This is a genomic window from Mycobacterium montefiorense (genome assembly GCF_025823255.1).
Taxonomy (GTDB): domain Bacteria; phylum Actinomycetota; class Actinomycetes; order Mycobacteriales; family Mycobacteriaceae; genus Mycobacterium; species Mycobacterium montefiorense.
The window spans coordinates 288984-314624 of record NZ_JACKVL010000009.1 but is presented as its reverse complement, the minus strand read 5'-3'; the positions used below and the strand labels follow the sequence as shown (position 1 = coordinate 314624).

At 64.4% G+C, this 25641-nt stretch carries 24 protein-coding genes; 5 read left to right on the top strand and 19 right to left on the bottom strand.

The annotated features are described in order from the left end of the window. Positions 1-4 precede the first annotated feature (4 nt). Complete coding sequence (locus H7K34_RS09075) at positions 5-208, top strand: hypothetical protein (RefSeq protein WP_261861450.1); 204 nt, start codon at positions 5-7, stop codon at positions 206-208. Here H7K34_RS09075 and H7K34_RS09070 read toward each other — a convergent pair. From H7K34_RS09070 to H7K34_RS09045, 6 genes are read right to left on the bottom strand one after another with little or no spacing between them, the layout of a single operon-like run. Next, the gene (locus H7K34_RS09070; protein ID WP_264061532.1) at positions 183-1376 is read right to left on the bottom strand and encodes a cytochrome P450; all 1194 of its coding nucleotides are present in this window, start codon (positions 1374-1376) and stop codon (positions 183-185) included. The two genes, H7K34_RS09075 and H7K34_RS09070, sit on opposite strands and share 26 nt — an antisense overlap. Beyond that, complete coding sequence (locus H7K34_RS09065; protein ID WP_264061590.1) at positions 1373-2950, bottom strand: GMC family oxidoreductase; 1578 nt, start codon at positions 2948-2950, stop codon at positions 1373-1375. Before H7K34_RS09065 ends, H7K34_RS09070 begins: the two co-directional genes overlap by 4 nt. Before the next feature lie 58 nt (positions 2951-3008). Continuing rightward, positions 3009-4643 carry an FAD-binding protein gene (locus tag H7K34_RS09060; RefSeq protein ID WP_264061531.1) on the bottom strand — a complete coding sequence of 545 codons (1635 nt, stop codon included), beginning with the start codon at positions 4641-4643 and terminating at the stop codon, positions 3009-3011. A 15-nt stretch (positions 4644-4658) separates the two neighbouring features. Beyond that, the gene (locus tag H7K34_RS09055) at positions 4659-4817 is read right to left on the bottom strand and encodes a hypothetical protein (RefSeq protein WP_201263441.1); all 159 of its coding nucleotides are present in this window, start codon (positions 4815-4817) and stop codon (positions 4659-4661) included. A 40-nt stretch (positions 4818-4857) separates the two neighbouring features. Next, the gene (locus H7K34_RS09050) at positions 4858-5880 is read right to left on the bottom strand and encodes a nitronate monooxygenase (RefSeq protein WP_264061530.1); all 1023 of its coding nucleotides are present in this window, start codon (positions 5878-5880) and stop codon (positions 4858-4860) included. Further along, a complete protein-coding gene (locus tag H7K34_RS09045) occupies positions 5873-6721 on the bottom strand; it encodes a Crp/Fnr family transcriptional regulator (protein ID WP_264061529.1) in 849 nt (282 codons plus the stop codon). Before H7K34_RS09045 ends, H7K34_RS09050 begins: the two co-directional genes overlap by 8 nt. Positions 6722-7031: 310 nt before the next feature. On the opposite strand from H7K34_RS09045, the gene H7K34_RS09040 reads away from it, so the two are divergent. Next, the gene (locus H7K34_RS09040; RefSeq protein WP_264061528.1) at positions 7032-7997 is read left to right on the top strand and encodes an AraC family transcriptional regulator; all 966 of its coding nucleotides are present in this window, start codon (positions 7032-7034) and stop codon (positions 7995-7997) included. An 18-nt stretch (positions 7998-8015) separates the two neighbouring features. Here the strand turns inward: H7K34_RS09040 and H7K34_RS09035 are convergent, their stop codons facing one another. Together H7K34_RS09035 and H7K34_RS09030 are read right to left on the bottom strand one after the other, a co-directional pair. Continuing rightward, positions 8016-8999, bottom strand: coding sequence for an AraC family transcriptional regulator (locus H7K34_RS09035; protein WP_264061527.1), 984 nt, complete (start codon positions 8997-8999; stop codon positions 8016-8018). A gap of 64 nt (positions 9000-9063) precedes the next feature. Next, entirely contained in the window at positions 9064-10101 is a 1038-nt protein-coding gene (locus H7K34_RS09030) for an AraC family transcriptional regulator (RefSeq protein ID WP_264061525.1), read from the bottom strand. An 80-nt stretch (positions 10102-10181) separates the two neighbouring features. Here H7K34_RS09030 and H7K34_RS09025 point away from each other — a divergent pair, with 80 nt between their 5' ends. Beyond that, positions 10182-11480: an FAD-binding oxidoreductase gene (locus tag H7K34_RS09025; RefSeq protein ID WP_264061524.1), complete on the top strand. Its 1299-nt coding sequence runs from the start codon at positions 10182-10184 to the stop codon at positions 11478-11480. A 1-nt stretch (position 11481) separates the two neighbouring features. Beyond that, positions 11482-12525 carry a class I SAM-dependent methyltransferase gene (locus H7K34_RS09020; protein WP_264061523.1) on the top strand — a complete coding sequence of 348 codons (1044 nt, stop codon included), beginning with the start codon at positions 11482-11484 and terminating at the stop codon, positions 12523-12525. 3 nt (positions 12526-12528) lie between these two features. On the opposite strand, the gene lpqB is transcribed toward H7K34_RS09020, so the two are convergent. The 10 genes from lpqB to H7K34_RS08970 form a co-directional block, all read right to left on the bottom strand. Continuing rightward, the gene (gene lpqB, locus H7K34_RS09015; RefSeq protein WP_264061522.1) at positions 12529-14340 is read right to left on the bottom strand and encodes an MtrAB system accessory lipoprotein LpqB; all 1812 of its coding nucleotides are present in this window, start codon (positions 14338-14340) and stop codon (positions 12529-12531) included. Beyond that, on the bottom strand, positions 14340-16031 hold the full coding sequence (gene mtrB, locus H7K34_RS09010; protein WP_264061518.1) for an MtrAB system histidine kinase MtrB: 1692 nt from the start codon (positions 16029-16031) through the stop codon (positions 14340-14342). Before mtrB ends, lpqB begins: the two co-directional genes overlap by 1 nt. An 88-nt stretch (positions 16032-16119) precedes the next feature. Beyond that, entirely contained in the window at positions 16120-16806 is a 687-nt protein-coding gene (gene mtrA, locus H7K34_RS09005) for a two-component system response regulator MtrA (RefSeq protein WP_007168097.1), read from the bottom strand. Positions 16807-16886: 80 nt separating this feature from the next. Then, a complete protein-coding gene (locus H7K34_RS09000; protein WP_264061515.1) occupies positions 16887-17519 on the bottom strand; it encodes a dTMP kinase in 633 nt (210 codons plus the stop codon). Positions 17520-17535: 16 nt separating this feature from the next. Beyond that, on the bottom strand, positions 17536-18993 hold the full coding sequence (gene ahcY / locus H7K34_RS08995; RefSeq protein ID WP_108921209.1) for an adenosylhomocysteinase: 1458 nt from the start codon (positions 18991-18993) through the stop codon (positions 17536-17538). Positions 18994-19114: 121 nt separating this feature from the next. Further along, on the bottom strand, positions 19115-19762 hold the full coding sequence (gene alkX, locus H7K34_RS08990) for a TetR family transcriptional regulator AlkX (protein WP_264061514.1): 648 nt from the start codon (positions 19760-19762) through the stop codon (positions 19115-19117). Between the two features lie 27 nt (positions 19763-19789). Next, positions 19790-19972, bottom strand: a complete 183-nt coding sequence (locus H7K34_RS08985; RefSeq protein WP_108921211.1) for a rubredoxin — start codon at positions 19970-19972, stop codon at positions 19790-19792. Next, positions 19969-20142, bottom strand: coding sequence for a rubredoxin (locus tag H7K34_RS08980; RefSeq protein ID WP_264061512.1), 174 nt, complete (start codon positions 20140-20142; stop codon positions 19969-19971). The genes H7K34_RS08985 and H7K34_RS08980 overlap by 4 nt, the downstream gene beginning before the upstream one ends. Further along, complete coding sequence (locus H7K34_RS08975; protein ID WP_264061511.1) at positions 20139-21374, bottom strand: alkane 1-monooxygenase; 1236 nt, start codon at positions 21372-21374, stop codon at positions 20139-20141. Before H7K34_RS08975 ends, H7K34_RS08980 begins: the two co-directional genes overlap by 4 nt. A gap of 100 nt (positions 21375-21474) precedes the next feature. Beyond that, positions 21475-22950 carry an amino acid permease gene (locus H7K34_RS08970; protein WP_264061510.1) on the bottom strand — a complete coding sequence of 492 codons (1476 nt, stop codon included), beginning with the start codon at positions 22948-22950 and terminating at the stop codon, positions 21475-21477. A gap of 64 nt (positions 22951-23014) precedes the next feature. On the opposite strand from H7K34_RS08970, the gene H7K34_RS08965 reads away from it, so the two are divergent. Beyond that, on the top strand, positions 23015-24421 hold the full coding sequence (locus tag H7K34_RS08965) for an FAD-dependent oxidoreductase (protein WP_264061509.1): 1407 nt from the start codon (positions 23015-23017) through the stop codon (positions 24419-24421). On the opposite strand, the gene manA is transcribed toward H7K34_RS08965, so the two are convergent. Then, on the bottom strand, positions 24399-25634 hold the full coding sequence (manA, locus tag H7K34_RS08960) for a mannose-6-phosphate isomerase, class I (protein WP_264061508.1): 1236 nt from the start codon (positions 25632-25634) through the stop codon (positions 24399-24401). The two genes, H7K34_RS08965 and manA, sit on opposite strands and share 23 nt — an antisense overlap. Between the last annotated feature and the right edge of the window lie 7 nt (positions 25635-25641).

The following is a 25641-nucleotide window of genomic DNA, read 5'->3' as shown; positions in this document are numbered from 1 at the left end:
AACGATGAACCCGAAATATTCCTTCGCAGAAATCATCGATCACCAAGGGATCGGTTGTGCCGAATGCCGTCTGGTGAACATCAGGGCTGCGCATAATATTCTTCTTTCCGTCACGCAGGATGGCCGCCGGGTGACCGACATCCACACCACGTGTTTAGGGATTGATATCTCGACCAACATTGTTAGCCAACAGGTTTCGATGGGGTGAATATCACCGGCATTGACTCCGGGCCAGAAATGAAATTCGTCGGCCGCAAGGGCAATTCGTCCGCACTGGCCAAGCGCAGGTCGGGCAGACGTTGCAACACCCGGCCGAGCATGAGGGACAGTTCCAGGCGCGCCAGCTGATTGCCCAGACAAAAGTGCGTGCCGAATCCGAATGCCAAGTGATTGTTGGGTTTACGGTCGATGCGGAAGTTCTCCGGATCACCGAAGGTGGTCTCGTCGAAGTTGGCCGACTCGAACAACAGCATGATTTTTTCGCCAGCATGCAACGAAGTGCCATGAAACTCGGTATCCACAGCCATCGTGCGGCACATGTTCTTTATCGGCGTGGTCCAGCGCAACATTTCCTCTATCGCACCGGGCAACAGTTGCGGGCTCGCGCACAGCTTCTCCCACTGGTCGCGATGCCGCAACAGCTGCTCGGTTCCACCGGACAAAGTGTGCCGGGTGGTCTCGTCGCCGCCGATCAGAATCAGCAATGACTCGTAAACGATCTCGTCGTCGGACAGCTTGTGCCCGTCGACTTCGGCATTCACTAGGACACTGAGCAGGTCATCCGTTGGGCGTGTCCTGCGCTTGGCGACGGTGTCCAATGCGTAGGCCGCGTATCCGGCGAATGCGTCCGCCACCGTTTGTAGTGCCGCCTCGCTGCCGTCCGCACTCGGCCGACCGACCATATCCTCGGACCACTTCAGCAGCGTCTCGTGGTCCTCGGGTAACACGCCCAGCATGTCGCCGATTACCGCCATTGGTAGCGGCGCGGCGATATCACGTACGAAGTCACACTGGCCCGACTCGCAGATCACATCGATCAACTTGTCGCATAGCCGAATGATCGCTGATCCCTTCTCCTGTAGGCGTTTACGTGTGAAGCCTGCGTTGACGAGCTTGCGGCGCAGCAGATGTTCGGGATCATCCATGTCGATCATGTAAGGCATTGGCGCAAGGTTGGGCCGGATTCCGCCGCTATTGGAGAACAGGGCCGGATTACGTTCGGCATCGATGACGGCCTGATACGTCGCCGCGGCCGCCAAGCCATTGCGGTCACGGAAGATGGGCTGGTGCTCGCGCATCCAGCGATAGGCCTCATGTGCGAATCCACCCGCATAGAAGCAACCATCGGCCAGATCGATATCTAAGACTTTGGTCATGCTCTATCCCCCAACCCTGCGCAATTCGCCAGACGGTGTTCGGACTTGATCTCCTGCGCCGCGCGCTCGCCGATGACCACGCACGGCGCCATGGTGTTGCCCGCGGTGATTCTGGGCATCACGGATGCATCGGCGATACGCAGGTTTTCCACGCCGTAGACCTTCAGGGTGCCGTCGACCACAGAGAACGCGTCGCGTCCCATCTTGGCGGAGCCGACGTAGTGCCAGTAGGACAGTGCGCCGTCGCGCAGATATGTCAGCAAATCGTCGCCCGCCAGGTCGCCGGGCATCACCTCACGCTTCGTGTGGGGCCGCAGCGGCGCTGAGTTTCCGATTTCCCGCAACTGCTCAACGCATCTCACGACAAGCCGCAGGTCGTCGGAGTCCGACAGCGCGTTGTGCACGACCTTGACGGCACAGTCGGGGTCCGGGCTGATCAATTGGACCCTGCCACGGCTTTGGGGGTGAGTAGGCCCACCGAAAAATCCCCAGCCGGCGTCGGGCAGGCCGAATCGCGCGACACTCTCCGGACTACCGATCGTCAGCGCGCCTTGGCACGCAAAGAGATCGGGCTCCTCGCCGCCGGCCTCACTCGGCCAGAACAGCACCGTGTCGCCGGTGTGGTGGGCAGGGCCACCGTCCGACCGTTGCCACAGGCAGCTGATCGCGACATGGTCGTGAAAGTTGCGGCCCACACCCGGCAGATGCTGTTCGACCGGGATCCCCCAGGGCCGGAGTTGGTGTTGGTCTCCCACCCCCGAAAGCATCAGAGTCTTCGGCGTGTGGATTGCGCCCATTGACAGGACTACCTCTGTGCCTGCGAGGAATTGGCGCAGTTCGTCTTCATAACGGACCTCGACGCCGATGGCTCGCTGGTGTTGGATGATCACGCGCCGGACGCACGCATGCGTCAAGACGGTCAGATTCGGCCGGTCCATATACGGATAGGTGTAAGACTTAAAGACCGATGCGCGCTTGTTCCCGCGAGTACGAAGATCCATGATCGCCGCACCGCCCTTGCCCTCCATCATCTTTCCGTTCGGATTGTCAAAAGTGACCACGCCCACCGATCTGGCGGATTCCAGCACTGCCGGACCGACGGGGTGTGGATCGCGTTTCGGTTCCACGTGGACGGGGCCGCCGCTGCCCCGGCGATCATCGGGGGTGCCCTGCCAATCTTCTATGTGCCGGTAGATGTCCAGGACCGACTCGTAGCCCCAAGCGCTGCAACCAGACGCATCGGCGAAGAAGTCCCAATCCGCCTTGTGGCCGCGTGCCCACGTCATCGCGTTGATGCTCGAGCCCCCACCCAGTACTTTGCCCATGGACAGCAACAGCGAGCGCCCATTGAGATGGTGGTTCGACTCGGCCGGAAAGGCCCAATCCGTCTCGCTGCCGAGGTTCGTCTGCCACAGGCTGACCTCGGTAACTCCGGGCATGTCGTCACTGCCGCCCGCCTCCACCAGCAGCACACTGGCCGCCGGGTCTTCGGCCAGCCGCCGAGCAACGACGGATCCCGAAGATCCCGCACCGCATACCACGAAGTCGTAGTGCGGCGCGAGGTCGGCGATCAGTCGCCGCTGGTTCTCCCGGATCCGCCGGTCCAGGTCATTGTCGACGTCGGTGGATGACTCAATCGACACCCGTTGCCCCCCTGTCTAATTCACGCGACCCAGTGAGACAGTCGACGGCAGCGTGTTCGCCGGCACGGATTCCGGAAAACACGCAGTCGGCCAGCGACAGCCCGCTGACGTAGGAGTTGGCACAGATACCTACCGCGGTGCGGCCGGCGGCATAGAGCCCGCGAATCGGAGACCCCGACTCGTTCAATACCTGGCCGCTGGCGCCATCCACCCGCAAGCCGCCCAAGGTCATTCCCGGGACGAAATACGCCAGCGAGGGTCGAACCGAGATGTCGAGGCCGTAATAGGGCCCGCATCTCAGCGGACGGCACATTGAGGGTGTCTTGCGCGCCGGGTCTTCGCGGCCGGAGTCCGCCGCATCATTGTAGGCAGCCACGGTGCCCGTCAGCCCTGTCGCCGAAATTCCCAGCGCGGCAGCAAGTTCAGGCAGCGTGGCTGCCTTACGGAATGCGGTAGCGAAGACAGTGCTCATCTGGACTCGTTGCAACGGCGACGTCTGCGTCGACAACTGGGCACGCGCCCGCTTGAACATGACCGAATCGAGAATCAGATATCCGCGCCCACCGAACTTTTGCACCATGATGCCGGCGTGGGTGGCACCGTACAGGTCTTCGCTGGCGATGCGTTCGCCGCTGAGTCCGACGATGATGCCCTCCTGCATCGCCGCGGGCGGGCTCAGGAATCGCCAGGCGGCCACGCTGTGCAGATACCCGGTCGCACCGCCGACCCCCGTCCCGAGCATGATGCCGCTGCCGTCGTCGGTTTCTGTCCCCAGGGGCGATATGCCGGCGAAGGATGGCGCATAGCGAAGCAACATGTCGCGGTTGAATGTGAATCCACCGGCAGCCAAGATCACGTTCGGCGCCACTAGTATCAGCTCACTGGTGCGCTGATACAATCGCGCCGCGCCCGTGGGAAGCGCGCGGGCAACACTGGGTGCCCAGTTCGTCAGCCAGTCGCGCAGCCGGGTGGTGCGCCAATAGTGCTGCAGTAAAAGCGGATTGCAATCAGTGACGGTATGACAACGCAGCCCCGCTACCCGACCGTCGGCCATCACCAGTTCCTCGGCGCGAGTCATGGGCAAGAACTCCACGCCCAACCCCTCGGCGGATCGGCGCAGCGCCCGATACAGAGCGCGACCAGAACCCATGCCTTTGGCAACCTGCCGGTGCCCGCGTGGAGCCGGTGCGGCGTTCAGACGGTAGGGAAAGGCCCGTTCATTGCCGGAGAAGTAAAGATAGTGCCGATCGGTCGGATAGGACGTCTTGTAGTCACACAACGAGGCGGCGAACCGCGCACCGTGACGCTCGAGCCACGAAAGCCGCTGCACACTGCCGTCACAGAACGTGCGCAAAGTTTCGTCGTCAACCGCGCCGGCCACCTCCTGCCGGAGATAATTGAACATGTTGACGGGGGTATCTTCGAAGCCGGCGGCTCGCTGGTAGCGAGTACCGCCGCCCGAATACACCACTCCCCCAGACAAAGCCGTGGCTCCCCCGCCCAGCGACCGGTCTACGACAAGTACCCGGGCACCGCGCTCGGCTGCCGCGATTGCCGCGCATGCGCCGGCCGCGCCGAATCCCACGATTACCACGTCGAATTCGTTGTCCGCAGGAACGATCACCTCGGCTCCGATCCCTCAGTGGCCGGCGCTCATGCCGCCGTCGATGTGGAGGATTTCGCCGGTGACAAAGGAGATTATCTCCAGATACAGCGCACCGTGCACGATGTCGTCGACGGCGCCGGTTCCGCGTGAGGCGCCCGTGCTGATCTCGACGTTCTGGTCACCGGAACCCATAGTCAGTACCTTTCTGCGCAGCGCCCGAAGTATCCGGCGGTCAGCCCGCCAGCTCTTGCACAATGTCGGTGGCCGAACCCGTTCGCACATTGCGGAATTCCGCGCCCGTCCACATGCCGACGCCATGTGGGTCGCCCAGCTTGACCGCGGCCGCCTGGATGGGGCCGGTAATCATGGCGGCCTGAGGAAACCCGAATACCGCGTGAGCGTCATGCCTATCGATGAAGCCATTGCGCAACGCACGTGCATACCGTCCGGTGAACGCTCGCGTCACCACGGTTTCGGTGAATTCCGCGTCGCGCAATGCCGCGCGGTGCACCGGGTTGGTTCCGGCTTCGTCCGCCAGCAAAAACGCGGTGCCGAGCTGGACCGCTGCGGCGCCGATACCGCGCACCCGCCGCACGGCCGCGGCAGTCCCCAGTCCCCCGGCCGCGACGACAGGACAGTCAAAGCAGGCGACCAGCGCCGACACCAGGTCATCGAGAGTATCGCCAGGCGGCGTGGCGAGCGGATCAAACGTGGCCCGATGCCCGCCCGCATCGGGACCCTGCGCTACCACTGCGTCCACACCAAAGCTGACCGCAATCAACGCTTCTCGCACGGTTGTTACCGTGGCCAGCGTCAGGATGCCGGCATCAGTGAGTCGACGGCATGCCGCTTCGGTCGGCGAACCAAAGGTGAAGGAGACCACTTCTGGTCGCAGATCGCACACCACATCGAGCTTCGCCGCATACTCGTCGTCATCATCATGCGGTTCACCGAGCGCCACACCGTAATGTTCAGCCTCGTCCTCGAGCATGGCCGCGAACGCACCCAGTTCCTCGATGGTCGCCACCGGCGCGTGGGGCACAAACAAATTCACTCCCAGTGGGCCTGAGGTCAGCCTGCGAGCCGCCAGGATCGAATCGGCCAATTCTTCGGCGGACAGCATGCCCCCCGCAAGAAAGCCCAGGCCGCCGCCGTTGGACACCGCGGCCGCCAATGCGGGTGTCGAAACTCCACCCGCCATCGGCGCACCGAGTACACGAACACTCAAATCCCCCAGCGCAAATCGGTCAAACACCACAAACCTCCCCCATACTTACCTGCCGCACCTGACTAAGAGCGTGACCGTCGACAATGACGATGCTGCCGTCATCCAGACGGATCCACCCGTTGGCCTCGAATCCACGCAACGTCGCGCAGATCGTCTCCGGATCGACGCCGGCAAGATCAGAGAGATCGTCCGCCGTGAGATCGTGCACCACCCGTACGACATCGCCGTCCTGTTGGCCAAATTGTTTCTTCAACAACAACAGCCGACTTGCGACACGGCTCTGTGCGTCGGCGAACGCGAGGTCGAACAAACTGTCGGTCATTGCCTTTAGCCGGCGGGCGAACAGGCGTAGCACCTGATCGCAAACCTCCGGCTGTTCGACCATCCACTGCAGAAGTCGATCGCGGTCGATCGGCACCGCCACAACATCGGTAAGGGTGATCATGCTCATCTCTTGCGGACCCGCATCGAAAAGTGAGTCAGTTCCCAAGATTTCGGACGGACCCAGTAGCTTCAGCACGATTCCGCGACCGTCGGGTCGCTGGTAGAAAGCTTTGACTTTTCCGGAGACGATCACGTAAACGTAACGCCCGAAGCTGCTTTGGGTCTCCAAAGTCTGTCCCGGTGGGAAGCGCGCGGGCTTCAGCTGCCTGGATAATTCGGTGACCACCTCGGGACTGGTTCTGCTGAATATTCCGGATGCGGCCAGCGCCCGGTGCACCTCGTCATGCTCCGAGAGTTGCAGCGCTGGTGCTGTGTCGGCTTCGGCCGACGCGGCGGCACCGAACGCACTTCCGTTGTCCCGCTTTCTGTCCAGCGTCAGCCCGCTCGGGCTTGCTGTCTCCCACCCCAACAGCGCCACCGTCATCAACATGGGCGTAAGGGCAATCGCAGCCGGACTCGTCACACCGTTAACGCTATGCAGGCCAGGATAAATCGGGTAGCCACCGCACGCGACGTGCTGGACAGATTGCGTACCGACCCCGGCTCAGGCACACACCCGGGCATCAGCCGTGCCCCGCGGCAGCCGCGGACAGGTCCGAGCCATCACACGCAGGATTTAGGCCAAAATGCGCAAAAGTGAGACTTGTGCACGTGACCTCTGCTACTGGCGAGCGTAGCCTGGCAATCGGATGACCGATTCACCGAGAGCTGTCGTACCGGATAGCGCCGCATGGATGACTGCGAAAACGCTCGACGAGTTCGCCATCCTGTGTTGCAAAGAACACCCCCACCTCACACTGTTGAGCAACCCGGACTCGTTTGCGCTGACCCAGCGCGCGGGTGGCGTCGGTCCGGTCACCCTTTCCGAACTTGTGGTCAGGTCCGACGTGGCCTTGGATTGCGGTGAGCACTGCAGCGGTTACCGCGTGAATGTGATGCGATCGGGACGTTTTGAGTCGACGCACCGGGGTTCGGCCCAGCACGCGGGTCGGGGCACTGTCGCCGTGTACCGGCCGGAAGGCCACACCGCAGCACGATGGGCGGCCGGCACCCAGATGTTGGGGGTGAAGCTCGACCGCAACGCTGTCGACAATGCGCTGAGCGATGCGCTGGGCCGGCAGGTGACGTCGCAAGTCGACTTCGCACCCAATGTGGCGATGACGACCCCGGCCGGCCGCGGCTGGATCAGCATGCTGTTGCTCTTCTACGAACAAATCTCCCGCCCCGACAGCCTGTTCAATCAACCGCTGGTCGGATTGCCGTTCGCGGACGGCTTGATCCGTGGATTCCTGCTCGCTGCCGACCACCCCGATCGCGAGGCCGTCGCGGCAGCTGCACCGCGACCGGCGCCTCGCACAATTCGCGCCGCCCTCGACATCATCGACGCGGAGGCGCATCTGCCGCTGACGGTGTCCGCGCTTGCGACGCGTACCCACGTCAGCGTTCGCTCCCTGCAACAGGGCTTTCGCGACCATCTGGATGTTTCTCCGATGGCGTATCTGCGTGAGGTCCGGCTGCGCCGGGCACACCAGGCCCTGCTCGACTCGGATCCCTCGTCGGTCACCGTCTCCTCAATAGCATTCCGCTGGGGCTTCACCAATCCGGGCCGATTTGCGACTGCGCATGCCGAGCGTTACGGCGAGCCGCCTTCAGAAACACTGCGTCGCAGAGAGTTCCGCGCGTCCAGAGACCGGTATTGACCGTGCGCCCGGCCGTCGCTAAGCACTGCGGCGCAGCGCCTCGGACGGCGATTCCCGATAGCGAGCCGTGTGGGCGGCGGCGAACCTGCCGAGATTGGTGAAACCCCACCTGCACGCGACCGAGGCAACGGTCACCCTGGACGGGTCGGACTCGACCAAGGCCTGGTGCGCACGCCTCAGCCGGACCTCACGCAGATACGCCATCGGTGTGACACCGAGGTGATGGCGGAACCCTTGCTGCAGCGTGCGGACGCTGACGCAACTGCGCTCGGCCAGGAGCGAAACCGTCAACGGCTGATCGGCTTCGGCCTCGATGACGTCGATCGCGGCTCGGATCGCCCGCGGCTCGGGCTCGGCCGCCTCGCCTTCCAACGCCGCGCGGTAGGAGTGGTCGGTGGCCAGCAGCAGACCATGGACCAAGCTCTCGACGAAGGGCATGCCGACCATCGGCTGGTGCACCGGGCTGCCGGGCTGGAACAGCAGTTCGGCAAATAGCGACACCATGCTGATCCAGCTGCGCACGGCTTGAGTCGAGGTCACCATGATGGGGTCGCAGTCGATCTGCGTAGTGACGGAGCGCCCCAGCGCGGCCGCGAGAGCATCCTCTACGGCATGCCGATCGATCATCACGGCCAGCAGCCGGCCGGTGTAGCGAGAGATGGCGGCTTTGCCCTCAGGCCGATACACCACCACCGAATCCGGTTTCGAGACGAAGGAGAGTGAGCTACCTCTTGCGGACAAGGATGTCGCAACCGGCAGGGTGACGTGATAGTGCGGACGAATATCACCGCCATTCACCCACACGTCATTGTGAAAAATCACGTCCAGCAAGGTAATCGGACCGAGTCGACGCACTCGGTGTGTGAATGAAAACGAGTCTGCGTCCTCGATCGGCCCGATGTCGGGCCACCAGCAGGGCGATGACTCCGGCTGGTTTTTGCGCAGCTCGGCGAACTCGTCCAATGAGCGCACGGCGATCCAGGCCCTGTTGTCTGCCGTCACCGTGGTACCTCCTACTCACTACTGAAACGCTGTGTCGAAATTCCTACTAGCTGGGTAATAAGACCTATCGCCGACGAACGGTTCTGACGTTGACCCGTTCATCGGCGGTGAAGCGGTGGAATGCCCTGCGGCGCAAGGTCTCCGTCGGCGTCTCGCGGTAGCGCGCGGAGTGGGCCGCGGCGAACCTGCCGAGGTTGGTGAAGCCCCATCGGTACGCAACCGACGCAACGGTCACCGTCGAGGGATCCGACCTCAGCAGCGACTGGTGTGCTCTGCGCAGCCGGACCTCGCGCAGATATGCCATCGGCGAGGTGTCCAGGTGACGCTGAAATCCTTGCTGAAGCGTGCGGACGCTGATGTGCGCACGGGTGGCGATCGAGGTCAACGTCAAGGGCAAATGCGCTTCTTCTTCGATGATTTCGATCGCGGACCGAATCGCACGGGGTGCAAACAGCCGTACGTCCTTGGCGAGGGCTTCGCGATGCGGGTGATCAGCGGCAAGCAGAAAGCCACGCACCAAGCTGTCGACGAACGGAAATCCCACCAACGGCTGATACAGCACGCTGTCGGGCTGAAAGACTTGATCTTTGAACAGCGCCACCATGTTGATCCAGCTTCGGGTCGCTGAAGCACCGGTTGGCATGACGGGCGTGAAATCGGGCTGGGACATCACCTGCCAGCCGAGTGCATCGCTGAGCGCGTCGTCGACGGCGCAACCATCGATCTTGAAAGAGATCAATCGGCTTCCAGCGCTCCATCGCGCCGCGGCCCGACCCTGTGGGGGGTATACGGCGACAGCGCCGGGCCCGCCCAAGAAAGAAAGACCCCGGTACGCGCCCTCGGAGCGTCCCGAGCACAGCACGATGATTCGATAGGAGCCGCACAGCTCGCCCGCATCCAGCGACAGTTCGGACCCGATCGCGATTTCGGACAACGTCGCTGCACCGATTCGCGCCTCCCGATGAGACACTGCGAACGACTCGGGATCGGTCAACATGCTCATGTGACGCCGGCCGCAGCACACCGTGGCGAAGTCGTCAAAACTCTTCGCCGACTTCCAGATGTGCGTATCCGAAGGGTCCGCCGTCGGTGATTCCGTCACTCGGTCGCCTTCCTCCTCCAATCCACTGACACCCCTGTCAGCATCCGGACTATCAGCGAGCGCGCCGCATCTGGAACGCCATGATCGACCGTCACCCCGCGGTGATCGTCCGCTGTCAAACCGATGACGATGTCGTCACCGCAATCGAATTCGCGCGTGAGCACGGCGCTGGGCTGACCGTCAAGGGCGGCGGCCACAGCGTCGCCGGCCACTCCATGATCGACGGCGGCGTGGTCATCGATCTCGGCCCGATGCGCCGGGTTAGCGTCGACCCCGAGGCACGCACGGTACGGGTGGGTGGGGGCTGCCTGCTAGCCGATATGGATCGGGCGACGCAGATCCACGGCCTGGCAACACCGGCCGGCGTGATGTCAGAAACCGGGGTCGCGGGACTGGCACTCGGCGGCGGCGTCGGGTGGCTCACTCGTAGATATGGCCTCACCTGCGATAATCTGCTTTCCGCTCGGGTGGTGTTGGCCGATGGCAGGGTAGTCAACGCCAGCGCGAACGAGAATGCGGACCTGTTTTGGGGTCTGCGCGGCGCGGGAACCAACTTCGGTGTCGTAACCGAGTTCGAATTCACAACACACGTTGTCGCCCAACACCTTCCAGTTGGCACCGCAATGTATCGCCTGGACAATGCGGCCGATGCCATCGCACACTACGACCAGCTGATGCGCCGCGCTCCCGACGACCTGAAGGTTGTGGTCTATCTACGGCGCGCATTCGCCGAGCCGGGAGTGCCAGACGAGCTGGTCGACGCCCCGGTGTGCGTGATGGTAAGCGTGTGGACCGGCGAGGCCGAGGATGCGCGATCGGTCAACCAGGAACTTCTGCGCGGTGCGCCGCCGGTGTTCTCGGGCATCCAGGCAATGCCTTTCATCGAGCTGCAGTCGGCCAACGATGCCTTGCTCGGCCCCGGCGCGTCCAACTACACAAAGGGTGGCTATCTCGGTGCGATAACTGATGACTGCATCGATTCGTTGGTCGAATCGGCGCGCCGGCTGCCTTCGGCGATTTCGGTGCTGGAGATCTCTTACCAACACGGCGCCCAGGGCCGGCTAGCCGAGGACGACACCGCGTTTCCGGATCGCCATGCCGACCATTTCCTCAATGTGCTCACCCGATGGCATCCGGATGACGAACGCGGGCCTTATATCGATTGGGCACGAAGGACTTTCGAAACGACATCCGCCTGGCACAGCGGCGGGATCTATTCGAATTTTCTGGCCTATGACGACGAGGCGCGGGTGCCCGAGGCCTACCGCAACGGGAAGTACGAGCGGCTGGCCACGATCAAGGCCAAGTACGACCCGGGTAATATCTTCAACAGCAACCCAAACATACCTCCCGCCAACGTGATTGAACGGCATAGCTGACATGCACTTGGGCATGATTCCGGATGACCCGGCGGAATGGAAGGCGCTGGCCTCACGACAACTACCGTTGCCATTCTTCGAAACCCACTTCGCACTGGGGCTTGCGCGCGCGATCATGGCGGCAACCAAGCTCGGAGTGTTCGAGTCGCTGAGCCGGCAAGCAGCCACACCAGCCGAAATCGCCGAACGGTGCGCCACCGACACCGTCGCAACCCAGAAGCTGCTGGTTGCCCTGACCGGGGCTGACTATCTGCTCTACCGCAATGGCCGGTACGCGTTGACGCCGAACGCGCGCACCTGGCTGCTGACGGGGAGTCCCTCCTCGATCGTCGACGCGGTGCTCTTCGCATTCGATGAATGGGAGCTCATGACGCACGTCGACGAGTATGTGCGCACCGGCATCCCCCTCGAGCTGCACCAGACCATGACCGGCGTGCAGTGGGACCATTACCAGCGATCCATGCGGGCACTAGCCGGCCTGACGGCGCACGAAGTCGCGCAGCTCATCCCGGTGCCGGGCGGTGCTACCGACATGATCGACGTCGGCGGATCGCACGGTCGCTACTCGGTTGCGCTGTGCCGGCGTCATTCCCGGCTGCGTTCGGTGGTCCTGGACTTGACCCCCGCCGTCCGTGTTTCGGCGCCGCTGTTAGCCACCGAGAAGATGGGTGCTCGCGTCGTCCACCTCGAGGCCGACGCGCTGACGCATGATTTCGGAGCCGAGTCCTACGACGTGGTGCTGCTGTGCAATCTTGCACACCACCTCAGTGCGGCAGAGAACGCGCTATTGTTCCAGCGGCTGGGAAAGGCGCTGCGGCCGCACGGTGTCTTTGCGGTGATCGAACCCATCCGACTCGAAAGTGGTCATGGTGCAAGTCAATTCGCAGCACTGAACGAGCTGTACTTTGGCGTGACCAGCCACTCTGGGACCTGGACCGCGCAGGATACCGCGCAATGGCAGCGGGACGCGGGACTGCGGCCCGCGGCCGAACCGGTCATGCTCAGCGGTGGCGATGTCGGCTTGCAGATCGCGACGAAGATCTAACGTCTAGCCCGGCAGCACCGGAACGGCGCCGCCCACCATCAAGCCCGGCACGTCCGACCACGTCTGCTGGCTTTCGGCGGCAGACGCCGAATACTGCAGCACGCCTTGCGGAGCGGCAACGTAGACGGTCGACGGGTTGGCCGCGATCGCGGTCAGCGGAATCTGCAAACCGTGCGCCGGTGCATCGGAGTTGACCCCGTCGAGGTTCACGTAGGAGACCGGATGAGCGACGTCATTGCGAGTCACCACCATGTCGTCGCCGGTTCGCCAGTACAGGGACACCACCGTGTTGCCCAGTCCAAAACCCAACCGCCGCGGGTAGGTCAGCGCATACTGCCCGGCCTGTGTCTGCTCGATACCGGCGAGGATGACCTCGCCCCCGATCACCATCGCGGCGCGCGTGCCGTCCCGGGACAGTTGCAGGTCGGTGATCGGCCCCGGGAATTTGCTACCCACCGCCCCGGAATCCACCGGGATGCGTGCGGGTTGCCCGGATGCCGGTTCCTGAATGGCGCGCAGCACGTTATTGCCGTCCACCACCACCCAGACCGCGTCGTCCAGCGACCAGCTGGGTCTCGACAGGCTGTGCCCGTCGGCGGATTGCACCGCCTCGCCGCCCAGATCACCGATCCACAGTGATTCCGCCATGTCCGGGGCGCCACGGTGCAAGGTCACGACGGACGCCACCTGCCGCCCGCTGCGAGACAGCGCGGCCAGCGTCTGATCGCCCATCCGGCCGAACGCACCGGGCACTGTGGCGGATCGCTGTCCGTCCAGGCCCACCAGCGAACCATTGATCAGGGCGTGCATCCCCGCGCCGGCGCCGTCGGCCACGCCGGGGTCGGTGGCCGCGACGTCGGAGGTGGTCCACCCTTCGGCGAACCTGTCATCCAGCGGCGCCCCGTCGGCGTTGATCACGTACGGACCCCGGATGTCGGCTCGGGCCAGCGTCCAAATGATCTGCGCGGCAAGCAATTGCCTACTGTGTGGATCGGTGGTCGAGAGCTTCTGCAAATCGATGCGCGCACCGCCGTAACCGCGCCCGATGCCGTTCTTGCCGCCGTCAGCCCGGGTCACCGGCCCGCGCAGCCGCAGCGGCGGGGCGAGCAGGTTGCGGACCGTATGCGCCATCTCCGGGCGCGGCCCGGCCACCAGCTTGGACATCAGTTCGGTGGCCAGCTGATCGTGATCGGCGACCGCGACATAGCGCGGGTCGGGCACCACCGTCTTACCGGTCGGGTCCGCGAAATACAACGTGTTGCGCTTGTAGGTCGCCTGAAACTGTTGCCAGTCCAGGAAAACTCCGTTGGGCAGCTTGTCGATTCGCCAGCCGCCGGATGTCTTGACCAACTCGATTGGGCCCGGGTCCGGCAGCACGCCCTCGGCAGTTTCGAACACCCCGATATCAGACAGCGAACCCAGAATGTCTGCCCGCATGGTCGCCGAAACCCGTTCGGCACCACGGGTTTCGACAAAAACGACGTGGTCGATCAGCAGTGCGCTACCAGCATCGTCCCAGGCGTTGGATGCCGACTGAGTGAGGAACTGCCGCGCCGCCAAATGCCGGTTGGCCGGATCGGCCGTGGCCTTGAGGAATTCGCGCAGCAACACGTCCGGATCCATGCCCGGGGTCGGCTTGGGCAGATTCGACGGGGCGGGTCGCTCGACGGTGCCGATGGCTTGCGGCGCCGACGACCTGGGTACGCCCGCACAGCCGGCGAGCAGTACCGCCAGCAGCGCGATGAATTTCCACCCGGTGACGATGCGGGCCGAACCGGCCCGCTGAGAAGGCGGGTAATCAGGCTTTCGCCTCATCACACGCTCCTGTCGGCGTGTTCGTGCTGGCGCGGACGCTGGATGCCCGATTGCTGGCCGGGCGCACCGGGCGGCGGCGTCGGCTGTGGGATCGGCTTCATCGGCAACGGGCTGGTGGTGACCTTATGGCCGCGGATCAGCGGAAGCGTCAGCCGGAAGCAGGCGCCCTGACCGGGCTCGCCCCACGCCTCCAGTCGGCCCTGGTGCAGGCGTGCATCCTCGACACTGATCGCCAGACCCAGCCCGGTCCCGCCGGACCGCCGCACCCGTGACGGGTCCGACCGCCAGAACCGGCTGAACACCAGCTTCTCCTCGCCGGGCCGCAGCCCCACGCCGTAGTCGCGAACCGTGACGGCGACGGTGTCCTCGTCGGCACCCATCCGGATCCGCACGGGTTTGTGCTCGGCGTGGTCGATGGCGTTGGCGATCAGGTTGCGCAGGATCCGTTCCACCCGCCGCGGATCGACCTCGGCGATCACCCCTTCGGCGGGCATGTCTACCTGCAGCTCTATGCCGGCGTCCTCGGCCAGGTGGCCGACGTTGCCGAGCGCGCTGCCCACCGTGGTGCGCAAATCGACTGCCTCCACGGACAGCTCGGCGACACCGGCGTCGTGCCGGGAAATCTCCAGCAGGTCGTTGAGCAGCGTCTCGAAGCGGTCCAGCTCGTTGACCATCAGCTCGGTCGATCGCCGCAGCGTCGGGTCCAGGTCGTCGCTGTGGTCGTAGATCAGGTCTGCGGCCATCCGCACCGTAGTCAGCGGGGTGCGCAGCTCGTGGCTGACATCGGACGTGAATCGGCGCTGCAAGTTGCCGAATTCCTCGAGCTGGGTGATCTGCCGGGACAAGCTCTCCGCCATGTCGTTGAACGACACGGCGAGCCGGGCCATGTCGTCTTCACCACGCACCGGCATGCGTTCGGACAGATGCCCCTCGGAGAAACGTTCGGCGATCCGCGACGCCGACCGCACCGGCACCACCACCTGCCGTGATACCAGCAGCGCGATCCCGGCCAGCAACACCAGCAGCACCGCGCCGCCAGTGATCATCGTGCCGCGCACCAGTGTGATCGTGGCTTGCTCGCTGGTAAGCGGGAAGATCAGGTACAGCTCCAGGTTGGCCACCTGCGACGACGCCGGTGTGCCGACGATCAGCGCCGGCCCCGAAAAGCCTTCGGTGTGCACCGTGGCGTACTGGTAAGCGGCCTGCCCGGCCTTGACGAAGCCCCGCAGCGAGGCAGGCACCTGATCCACCGGTCCGGCGGTAGTGGCGGCGCGCGGGCCGTCGCCCGGCACCATCAACACCACGTCGAACGCGCCGGCAAGACCGGGACCGGAAGACGGATCGGTTTTCGAGGTCAACGTGTTGCGGGCGAGCTGCAGGCTGCTGTCCAGCGAGCGCGATTCCTCACCATTGACGATTCCGCCGACAGTGTTGCGCGCCCGTTCGATCTGCTCGATGCCCGCCTTGACCTTGACGTCAAGAACCCGGTTGGTGACCTGACTGGTCAACACGAAGCCGAGCGCCAAAATCACCGCCAAAGACAGACCCAGAGTCAACGCCACGACCCGCAGCTGCAACGAACGGCGCCAGGCAATGCCGACGGTTCGACTCAACGCACTCATGCCCCGAGTCATGGGGCCGGTGCGTCCCCAGCGGTGACCGTGAATGCGTCGCCGCGACCCCCAGATCAATGGCGGCGCTCCGGATCGTGACGCTCGCCGGCTCTGCCTACGCGCCGCTTCTCCTGATCGCTGCGCTCTGCATCGTCGCCGGCGCGGATCACGGAGGTCCGGCCTTGTAACCCACTCCTCGAACGGTCAACACCACGGTCGGGTTCTCAGGGTCTTTCTCGACCTTGGCCCGCAGACGCTGAACGTGCACATTCACCAAGCGGGTATCCGCCGGGTGCCGGTATCCCCACACCTGTTCGAGCAGCACATCACGAGTAAACACCTGGCGCGGTTTGCGTGCCAGCGCTACCAGCAGGTCGAACTCGAGCGGCGTCAGGGAGATCTGCTCGCCGTTGCGAGTCACCTTGTGCGCGGGCACGTCGATCTCGACATCGGCGATGGAGAGCATCTCGGCGGGCTCGTCGTCGTTGCGCCGCAGCCGCGCCCGCACCCGGGCGACCAGCTCCTTGGGCTTGAACGGCTTCATGATGTAGTCGTCGGCACCCGACTCCAAGCCCAGCACCACATCCACGGTGTCGGTCTTGGCCGTCAACATCACAATCGGAACGCCGGAATCGGCGCGCAATACCCGGCACACGTCGATGCCATTCATGCCGGGCAACATCAGGTCCAGCAGCACCAAATCGGGTCGCAGCTCACGCACCGCGGTCAGAGCCTGCGTGCCATCACCGATGACCGCAGTGTCGAAGCCCTCCCCACGAAGAACGATGGTCAACATCTCCGCAAGCGAAGCGTCGTCGTCGACGACCAAAATCCTTTGCCTCATGGAGTCCATGGTGTCACCAGATCGGGACAAAACTCGGGCGCCACACGGGCGTTTCTTAATCGATAGGGCCAAATCGTGACAATTTTGTGCTATTTGGCCACCAAATCGGCGGCCAGGCGACCCGGATCGACGTCTGCGTCGACCACCAGCCATCGCCCGCCCCAGCCCGCGTCGGCCAGTCCGGCGTACACCGCGCGGGTGCGCTGCTGCAGTCCATCGTCACGTTCGTAGCTATCGCGCGGCCGGTCCGGATCGGACTCGGCCCGGCGTTTGGCCCGTTCCCCCGCCAGCTCCGCGGGCACCGCGAGCAGCACCTGCCGATCCGGCGCGGGCAGCCCAAGCCGCTGATACTCGAGGGCGTGCACCCAGGCCGCCGCGTCTCCCGCCGCGTCCTGGTGCAGGCGCGCGGCGCTATAGGCCGCGTTGGAGGCGACGTAGCGATCGAGAATCAGCACGTCATGGTTGCCCGACAAGGCTTCGATGTCGGCGATCGCGGCGGCGCGGTCCAGCGCGAAGAGCATCGCCATCGCATACACCGAGGACGAGAGGTCCCCGTGCTCACCATGTAGCGCTTCGGCCGCGACGTCAGCGGTCACCGACCGCCCGTAGCGCGGGAAAGCCATGGTGGCGACCGTCTTGCCGGCAGCTTCAAAGGCCTGACGCAGCCCTTCGGTCAGCGTCCGCTTGCCGGAGCCGTCAACACCCTCGATCGCGATCAGCACGCCGCGAGGTCGCGAATCAGTAGCGGTAGTGGTCCGGCTTGAACGGGCCCTCGACGTCGACGCCGAGGTATTCGGCCTGGTCCTTGGTCAGCTTGGTCAGCTGACCGCCAAGCGCCTCGACGTGGATGCGGGCCACCTTCTCGTCGAGGTGCTTGGGCAGCCGGTACACCTCGTTGTCGTACTCGTCGTTCTTTGTCCACAGCTCGATCTGGGCGATCGTCTGGTTGGCGAAGCTGTTGCTCATCACGAACGACGGGTGTCCGGTGGCGTTGCCCAGGTTCAGCAGCCGGCCCTCGGAGAGCACGATGATCGACTTGCCGGAATCCCCGAAGGTCCACAGGTCGACCTGCGGCTTGATGTTGAGCCTCGTCGCTCCCGAGCGCTCCAGCGCGGCCATGTCGATCTCGTTGTCGAAGTGACCGATGTTGCCCAGGATGGCGTGGTCTTTCATCGCCTTCATGTGATCCAGCGAGATGATGTCCTTGTTGCCGGTCGAGGTGATGACGATGTCCGCGTCGCCGATGGCCTGCTCGACGGTCACCACATCAAAGCCCTCCATCAGCGCCTGCAGCGCGTTGATCGGGTCGATCTCGGTGACGGACACCCGCGCGCCCTGGCCCTTGGCAGCCTCGGCGCAGCCCTTGCCGACGTCGCCGTAACCGCAGATCAGCACGGCTTTGCCGCCGATCAGCGCGTCGGTGCCGCGGTTGATGCCGTCGAGCAGCGAGTGCCGGGTGCCGTACTTGTTGTCGAACTTGGACTTGGTCACCGAGTCGTTGACGTTGATCGCCGGGAACGCCAGATCGCCGGCCGCCGCGAACTGGTAGAGGCGCAGCACACCGGTGGTGGTCTCTTCGGTCACGCCCTTGACCGACTCGGAAATCTTGGTCCACTTTGTCTTGTCGGACTCGAAGCGGCTCCGCAGCACGCCCAGGAAGACTTTCCATTCGGCGGAGTCGTCGTCCTCGGCGGGCGGGACCACGCCGGCCTTCTCGTACTGCGCACCGCGCAGCACCATCATGGTGGCGTCACCACCGTCGTCCAGGATCATGTTGGCGGGCTCGCCCTCCCAGGTGAGCATCTGCTCGGCGCACCACCAGTACTCCTCGAGCGACTCGCCCTTCCAGGCGAACACCGGGACACCCTTGGGCTCTTCGGGCGTGCCGTGCTTGCCGACGACGATCGCCGCGGCCGCGTGGTCCTGGGTCGAGAAGATGTTGCACGAAGCCCAGCGCACCTCGGCGCCCAGCGAGGTCAGCGTTTCGATCAGCACCGCGGTCTGCACGGTCATGTGCAGCGAGCCCGAGATACGAGCGCCCTTCAGCGGTTGCACCTCGGCGTACTCGCGGCGTAGCTCCATCAGGCCGGGCATCTCGTACTCGGCAAGGTCGAGCTCCTTGCGGCCGAATTCCGCAAGCGACAGATCGGCGATCTTGAAGTCGATGCCGTTACGAACGTCGGGCGTCAGAGTCATGGCGTGTCTGTTCCTTACTGCGGTTCAAGGGGGCTCAAAGGTATGAGCGACGACCAGGTGGCTTTAGTTAGCATGGGTACGCTCTTCCGCCACTGTAGTCGGCGTCAGAAAGCCCGCCAGGTCAGGGGATGTTGATGACGCCGTGACGCTCCGCAAAAGGCGTCATCAAACGGGCCAAGTCGCGGGCCACGTCATGGTCGGCCTCGGGCGGCATTGACACATAACTCAACGCCAGCCGCACGATCGCACGCGCCAGCACACCGGCATCCTCGTCGCTGGTGGCCACCCAGCTGTGGGTGAAGGCCGAGCTCAACCGCTCCGAGGCCCGGGTGATGATCGGCCCGCTGTCGGTGGTGATGATCTGCAGCAGATCGGGCTTGGCGACTCCGCTGAGCAGCGAGATCACCAGCGGGTCGGCCGCAGACTCGGAGAAGAAGGACCGAAACCCCTGCAGAAACGCTTCGTAGATCTGGCCGACGTTGGCCTCGATAGCGGAGTGCACCGCGTCGACCAAACGATCAGCCAGGCGCAGGGCGTATCCCTGCGCCAGACCTTGCCGTGAACCGAACTCGTTGTAGATGGTCTGCCGACTGATGCCGGCCGCCTTGGCCACGTCGGAAAGCGTGATGGCGGACCAGTCCCGGGTCAGCAGCAAGTCGCGCATCGCGTCCAGCACCGAGTCACGCAGCAGCACGCGCGACGCCTCGGCGTAAGGAATCCGCTTCACAGGCGCGACAATAGCTCCTATCACTGTGCCGCTCCTCCTCATCACTTCGTTCTGCATCGTCGCTGGCGGCTACGGCCGCGCCACTTCCACCATCTCAAAGTCGGATTTTGCGGCGCCGCAGTCCGGGCAGCTCCAGTCGTCGGGGATGTCGTCCCAGCGGGTGCCGGGGGCGATGCCGTCTTCGGGCCAGCCCTTTGCCTCGTCGTACTCGAATCCGCACTGCACGCAGATGAAGAGCTTGAAGTCGTTCACTGGTTCACTCCTATGGTTTCGAAATCAACCTTCTCGAGCACCGCACAATCGGGGCAGCACCAGTCGTCGGGAATGTCACCGAAGGGCGTGCCCGCGGGAAAGCCTTCGCGGGGGCAGCCTTTCGCTTCGTCGTAGGTGTAGTCGCAGCTGGGGCAGCGGTAGGCGGTCATGCCGGCACGCCGTACTTCGCGAGCACTCGCTCGCGCTTGCGCGGGTGGATGTTGACCTTGGTGATGTCGCCGTCGTAGTGCGCCAGCACCCGGTGGTCCATCACCTTGCGCCACACCGGCGGGAAGTAGGTCAGCCCGATCATCGACGCGTACCCGCTGGGCAGGTTGGGCGAGCCCGCCATGCTGCGCAACGTCTGGTAACGCCGGGTGGGGTTGGCGTGGTGATCGCTGTGCCGCTGTAGGTGGTACAGGAACAGGTTGGTGACGATGTGGTCGGAGTTCCAGCTGTGCACCGGGGCACAACGCTCGTAGCGGCCGTTCGCGTTCTTCTGTCGTAGCAGGCCGTAATGCTCGAGGTAGTTGACGGTTTCCAGCAGGGAGAAGCCGAAGATCGCCTGGATGACGATGAACGGAATCACCTCCACGCCGAAGCCGGCGATCAGCGCGCCGAACAGCAGCACCGACATGGCCCAGGCATTGAGCACGTCGTTGGACGCGTACGTCCTGGGGTCCCACGGGCTGCGGCCGAGCCGGCGAATCCGCTGCGCCTCGAGGTGAACCGACGAGCGCAGGCTGCCGAACACGCTGCGGGGCAGGAACTCCCAGAAGGTCTCGCCGAAGCGGGCCGACGCCGGGTCCTCGGGGGTGGAGACGCGCACGTGGTGACCGCGGTTGTGCTCGATGTAGAAGTGACCGTAGGCCGTCTGCGCCAGGGTGATCTTGGACAGCCAGCGCTCCAGCGAGTCCTTCTTGTGCCCCATCTCGTGCGCGGTGTTGATGCCGACGCCGCCGAGCACACCGACCGAGAGCGCGACGCCGACCTTGCCGATCCAGCCCAAGCCGCCGTCAAAACCCAGCCATCCCAGGTCCGAAGCGGTGAACAGGTAGGCGCCCACCACCACGGACAGGTACTGGAACGGGATGTAGATGTAAGTGCAGTAGCGGTAGTACTTGTCGTTCTCCAGCCGCTCCATCACCTCATCGGGAGGGTTCTGCCCGTCGGGGCCGAAACGCAGATCCAGGATCGGCAGCAGGACGTACAGCAGGATCGGCCCGATCCACAGCGGCACCTGGGCCGCGCCATGCCAGCCGCCCTGGTTCAGTCCCCAGACGATCGGCAGCATCACGAACAACGCCGTCGGCGGGATCAGGCCCATCAACCACAGGTAACGCTTCTTATCGCGCCATTCGGTTACCCCGGGCTCTTGGGCCGCCTGGATCTGGATGGTCATATGCCAAACCTCCTTGTGAGTCATACCACGCTGGAAGTTGACAATACTGCTATCTGCGTCTTGTGTATAGACAAGTATGGCGTTTTTGTAAAGACGATGGTTACACCAGCTGCTCCGCCTGCCGGCGGCCCTGCACCGAGTGGCGGTATCCGTAGCCGGCATAAATCGCGGCTCCCGCCAGCAACCACACCCCGAAGCGCACCCAGGTCAGCGCGGTCAGGTTCACCATCAGCCAGGCACACGCGCAGATCGAGGCGATCGGAAGCGCCGGCACCCAGGGCGCACGGAATCCGCGCTCCAGATCCGGCCGGGTTCGGCGCAGCACGATCACTCCGGCGGACACCAGGACGAACGCGAACAATGTCCCGACGTTGACCATCTCCTCGAGCTTGCTGATCGGGAAGATCGACGCGGTCGCCGCGACCACCAGCGCGACGAGCACGGTGATCCGCACCGGCGTCCCGCGCGAACTGGTCTTGGCCAACGACCGCGGCAACAACCCGTCGCGCGCCATCGCAAACAGGACCCGGCAGCCCCCGAGAACGAGGACCATCACCACGGTGGTCAGCCCGGCCAGTGCCCCGATCGCGATGATCTTGCTCGCCCAATCGAGCCCGTTCGCGGTGAACGCGGTGGCCAGGTTCGCCGGCTTGCCGCCGGGCATGGTCTTGAGCTGGGTGTAGGAAACCATCCCGGACAACACGACAGAGACCGCGATGTAAAGGACGGTCACGACCGCCAGCGACGTCAGGATCCCGCGTGGCACGTCACGTTGCGGTCGTTTGGTCTCCTCGGCCATCGTCGCGACGATGTCGAACCCGACGAACGCGAAGAACACGATCGAGGCACCGGCCAGCACGCCGTACCACCCGTAATGGCTGCTTTGCGCCCCGGTCACCAGCGACAGCACCGACTGGTTGATGCCAGTGGCTTCGTGCCCGGCTTCCGGCTTGGGGATGAATGGTGAGTAGTTGGAACCCTTGACGTAGAAGATACCGACCACCACGACGAACAGCACCACCGAAACCTTGATGGCGGTAATCACCGCCGAGATCCTCGACGACACCTTGGTGCCCACGGCGACGAACGTCGCCACCACCGCGACGATCAGCAGCGCACCCCAATCGAAGTTGATCGAGCCCAAGTTGACTGTGCCACCGGCGAATCCAAAGACCGTCCCCAGGTAACTCGACCAGCCTTTGGACACCACGGCGGCACCGATTACCAATTCCAGCAACAGATTCCAGCCGATGATCCAGGCCAGGAACTCACCGAACGTGGCGTAGGAGAAGGTATACGCGCTGCCGGCGACCGGCAACGTCGAGGCGAATTCGGCGTAGCACAACGCCGCCAGCGCACAGGTGACCGCGGCGAACACGAACGAAATCCAGATCGCCGGGCCGGTGATATCCCCGGCGGTAGATGCGGTCACCGTGAAAATGCCGGCCCCAATCACCACGGCGACGCCGAACACCGTCAAGTCCCACCAGGTGAGGTCTTTGCGCAGCCGGGTGTCTGGCTCGTCGGTGTCGTCGATCGACTGTTCGACCGACTTGGTGCGCCATCGGTTGGCCATCTGCCGCTCTCTCCTGAATCGTGGGAACGTCGTTGGAGCGCACGTTACTGGGTACTCCCCCGGGATGTCAGATGGCGGAGACAACATGCAGGGTCATGCGGTAGTGATCGGCGCCAGCATCGCTGGCTTGTGCGCCGCGAAGGTGCTCTCGGATTGGTATTCCCAGGTCAGCATCTATGAGCGCGACGAACTGCCGAGCATGCCGGCAAACCGCGCGACAGTCCCGCAGGATCGGCATTTGCATTTGTTGATGGCGCGCGGGGCGGCGGAATTCGACACCCTGTTCCCCGGCCTGCTCAACGACATGGTGGCCGCCGGCGTCCCCATCCTGGAAAACCGGCCGGACTGCATCCACTTGGGTGCCGCGGGCCATGTGCTTGGGACGGGACACACGCTGCGCGACGAGTTCACCGCTTACGTGCCCAGCCGACCGCATCTGGAATGGCAGCTACGCAGCCGCGTCCAGGAAATCGACAATGTCACGATCGTGCGGCGCGCTGTCGCCGAGCCACGATTCGACCGCGCGCGCCAGCGGGTGACGGGTGTGCTGCTAGACCCCGACGGGGAGCCAGAATTCGTCAGCGCAGACCTCGTTGTCGACGCGGCGGGCCGCGGCACTCGGCTGCCAGTGTGGTTGGCGCAGTGGGGATATCAGCGTCCCACCGAGGAAACACTGGACATCCGCATCAACTACGCCAGTCACGAGTTCCGCATGCCGGAGGGACTGGTACAGGAGAGGGTGGTGGTGGCCGGCGCCTCCCACGGCCAGTCGCTGGGAATGGGCATGCTGTGCTACGAGGGCGGCAACTGGGTGCTGACCACCTTCGGCGTGGCCGGCGCCAAGCCGCCAACGACGTTTCCCGAGATGCTTGCGCTGACGGGTACGTTGCTCCCGGCTCATTTCGCCGACGCCCTAGCGCAGGCCGAACCCGTTGGCACGCCGGCATTTCACGCCTTCCCGGCCAGCAGATGGCGCCGCTACGACAAGCTGGACCGCTTCCCGGCCGGGATCATCCCGTTCGGCGATGCCGTCGCCAGCTTCAATCCCACCTTCGGGCAGGGCATGACGATGACGTCGCTGCAGGCCGGTCATCTGCGGCGGGCATTGCGATCCGCGAATGCCGACATCGCCGGCGAACTCAATCGGGCGACCGCCAAGACCACCTGGCCGGTGTGGATCATGAATGCCATCGGCGACGTCGCCTTTCACCACGCCGGCACGCCCGGGCCGATCCCCTGGTGGTGGCGGCCGTCGGGTGCGCTGTTCGACCAATTCCTCGGCGCCGCCGAGACCGAACCCGTTCTCGCCGAATGGTTTTTGCGCCGTTTCTCACTGCTCGACAGCCTCTATATGGTGCCGCCGCCGCGGATCATCGGCCGGACCATGGCCCACAACCTGCGGCTGTGGCTGCGCGACCGCCGGGAGTCGCGGCGGGCGGGCAAGGCCGTCACAAACCTACGGTCGCCCTGAACAACTTGGCGGGCTCGTGTGCGACCAACCCCACCGGGCCGTCGTCGGCCGCGACCCAGGCGGCCATCCCGCGCTTGAGCTCCAGCGACCCGGATTTCCCGTGCACCGTCGCCGAACCCTCTACGCACAACAAGATCTGGGGGCCTTGAACGTCACCGTGACTCGGCGACGCGTCGACCTCGTGGCCCAGATGCTCGCCTTCCAGGGTCAGCAGCGCGACCGCGAACTCGTCGGCCGGGGTGTCGTAGATCAGCCCGAGCCCCTCGCGGTGCAGCTGCGGCCGCAGCTGCGCCTCGGCGGTGGGCGCGAAGTCCAGCACCCGCAATAACTCGGGCACATCGACGTGCTTGGGGGTCATGCCACCGCGTAACACGTTGTCGGAGTTGGCCATAACCTCGATCGCGAATCCACGCAAATAGGTGTGCAGGTTGCCGGCCGGAATGAAGAGCGCCTCGCCCGCGGCCAGGCTGATCCGGTTGAGCAACAACGACGCCAGCACACCGGCGTCTCCGGGGTAGCGTTCGCCGAGTTCGAGCACCGTCCTGGCTTCGGCCGCGAATTCCGTTGCGCCGGAGCTGACGTACTGGATGGCCCCGTCGATCACCGAGGACACCAGCACATCGACGTCGGGCTGCGGCGCGGTAATCCAGGTGGTGAACAACGCACGCAGACCGTCGGCGTCGGACTGGTCGTTCAGTAATTCGATGTAGGGGTCGAGGTCGGTGACCGCCAGCGCCCGCAGCAGCTCGATCGTTCGGGCCGCCTGACGAAAACCGGCGAGCGCCTCGAACGAGTGCAACGCCACCAACAACTCGGGCTTGTGCGAGGTATCGCGGTAGTTGCGCACCGGTGAGGCGACCGGGATGCCCAATTTCTCCTCGCGCAGATAACCCTCGATGGCCTGTTCGGCACTCGGGTGCGCCTGTAGCGAGAGCGGTTCGTCGGCAGCGAGCACCTTCACCAGGAACGGCAGCACGTCGCCGAACCGGTCGCGCGACGCGGTGCCGAGCTGTCCCTCCGGATCGGCGGCCACCGCCTCCAACAGCGAAAGTTCGCCCTTGTCGGTTTCCAGCCAGGCCGGGTCGCCCGGATGCGCGCCGAACCAGAGCTCGGCCTCGGGGTGAGCCGCGGGCACCGGGCGCCCGGTGAATTCGGCGATAGCGGTACGCGACCCCCATGCGTAGGTCCGTACCGCACCGCGAAGCACATCCACTTATCTA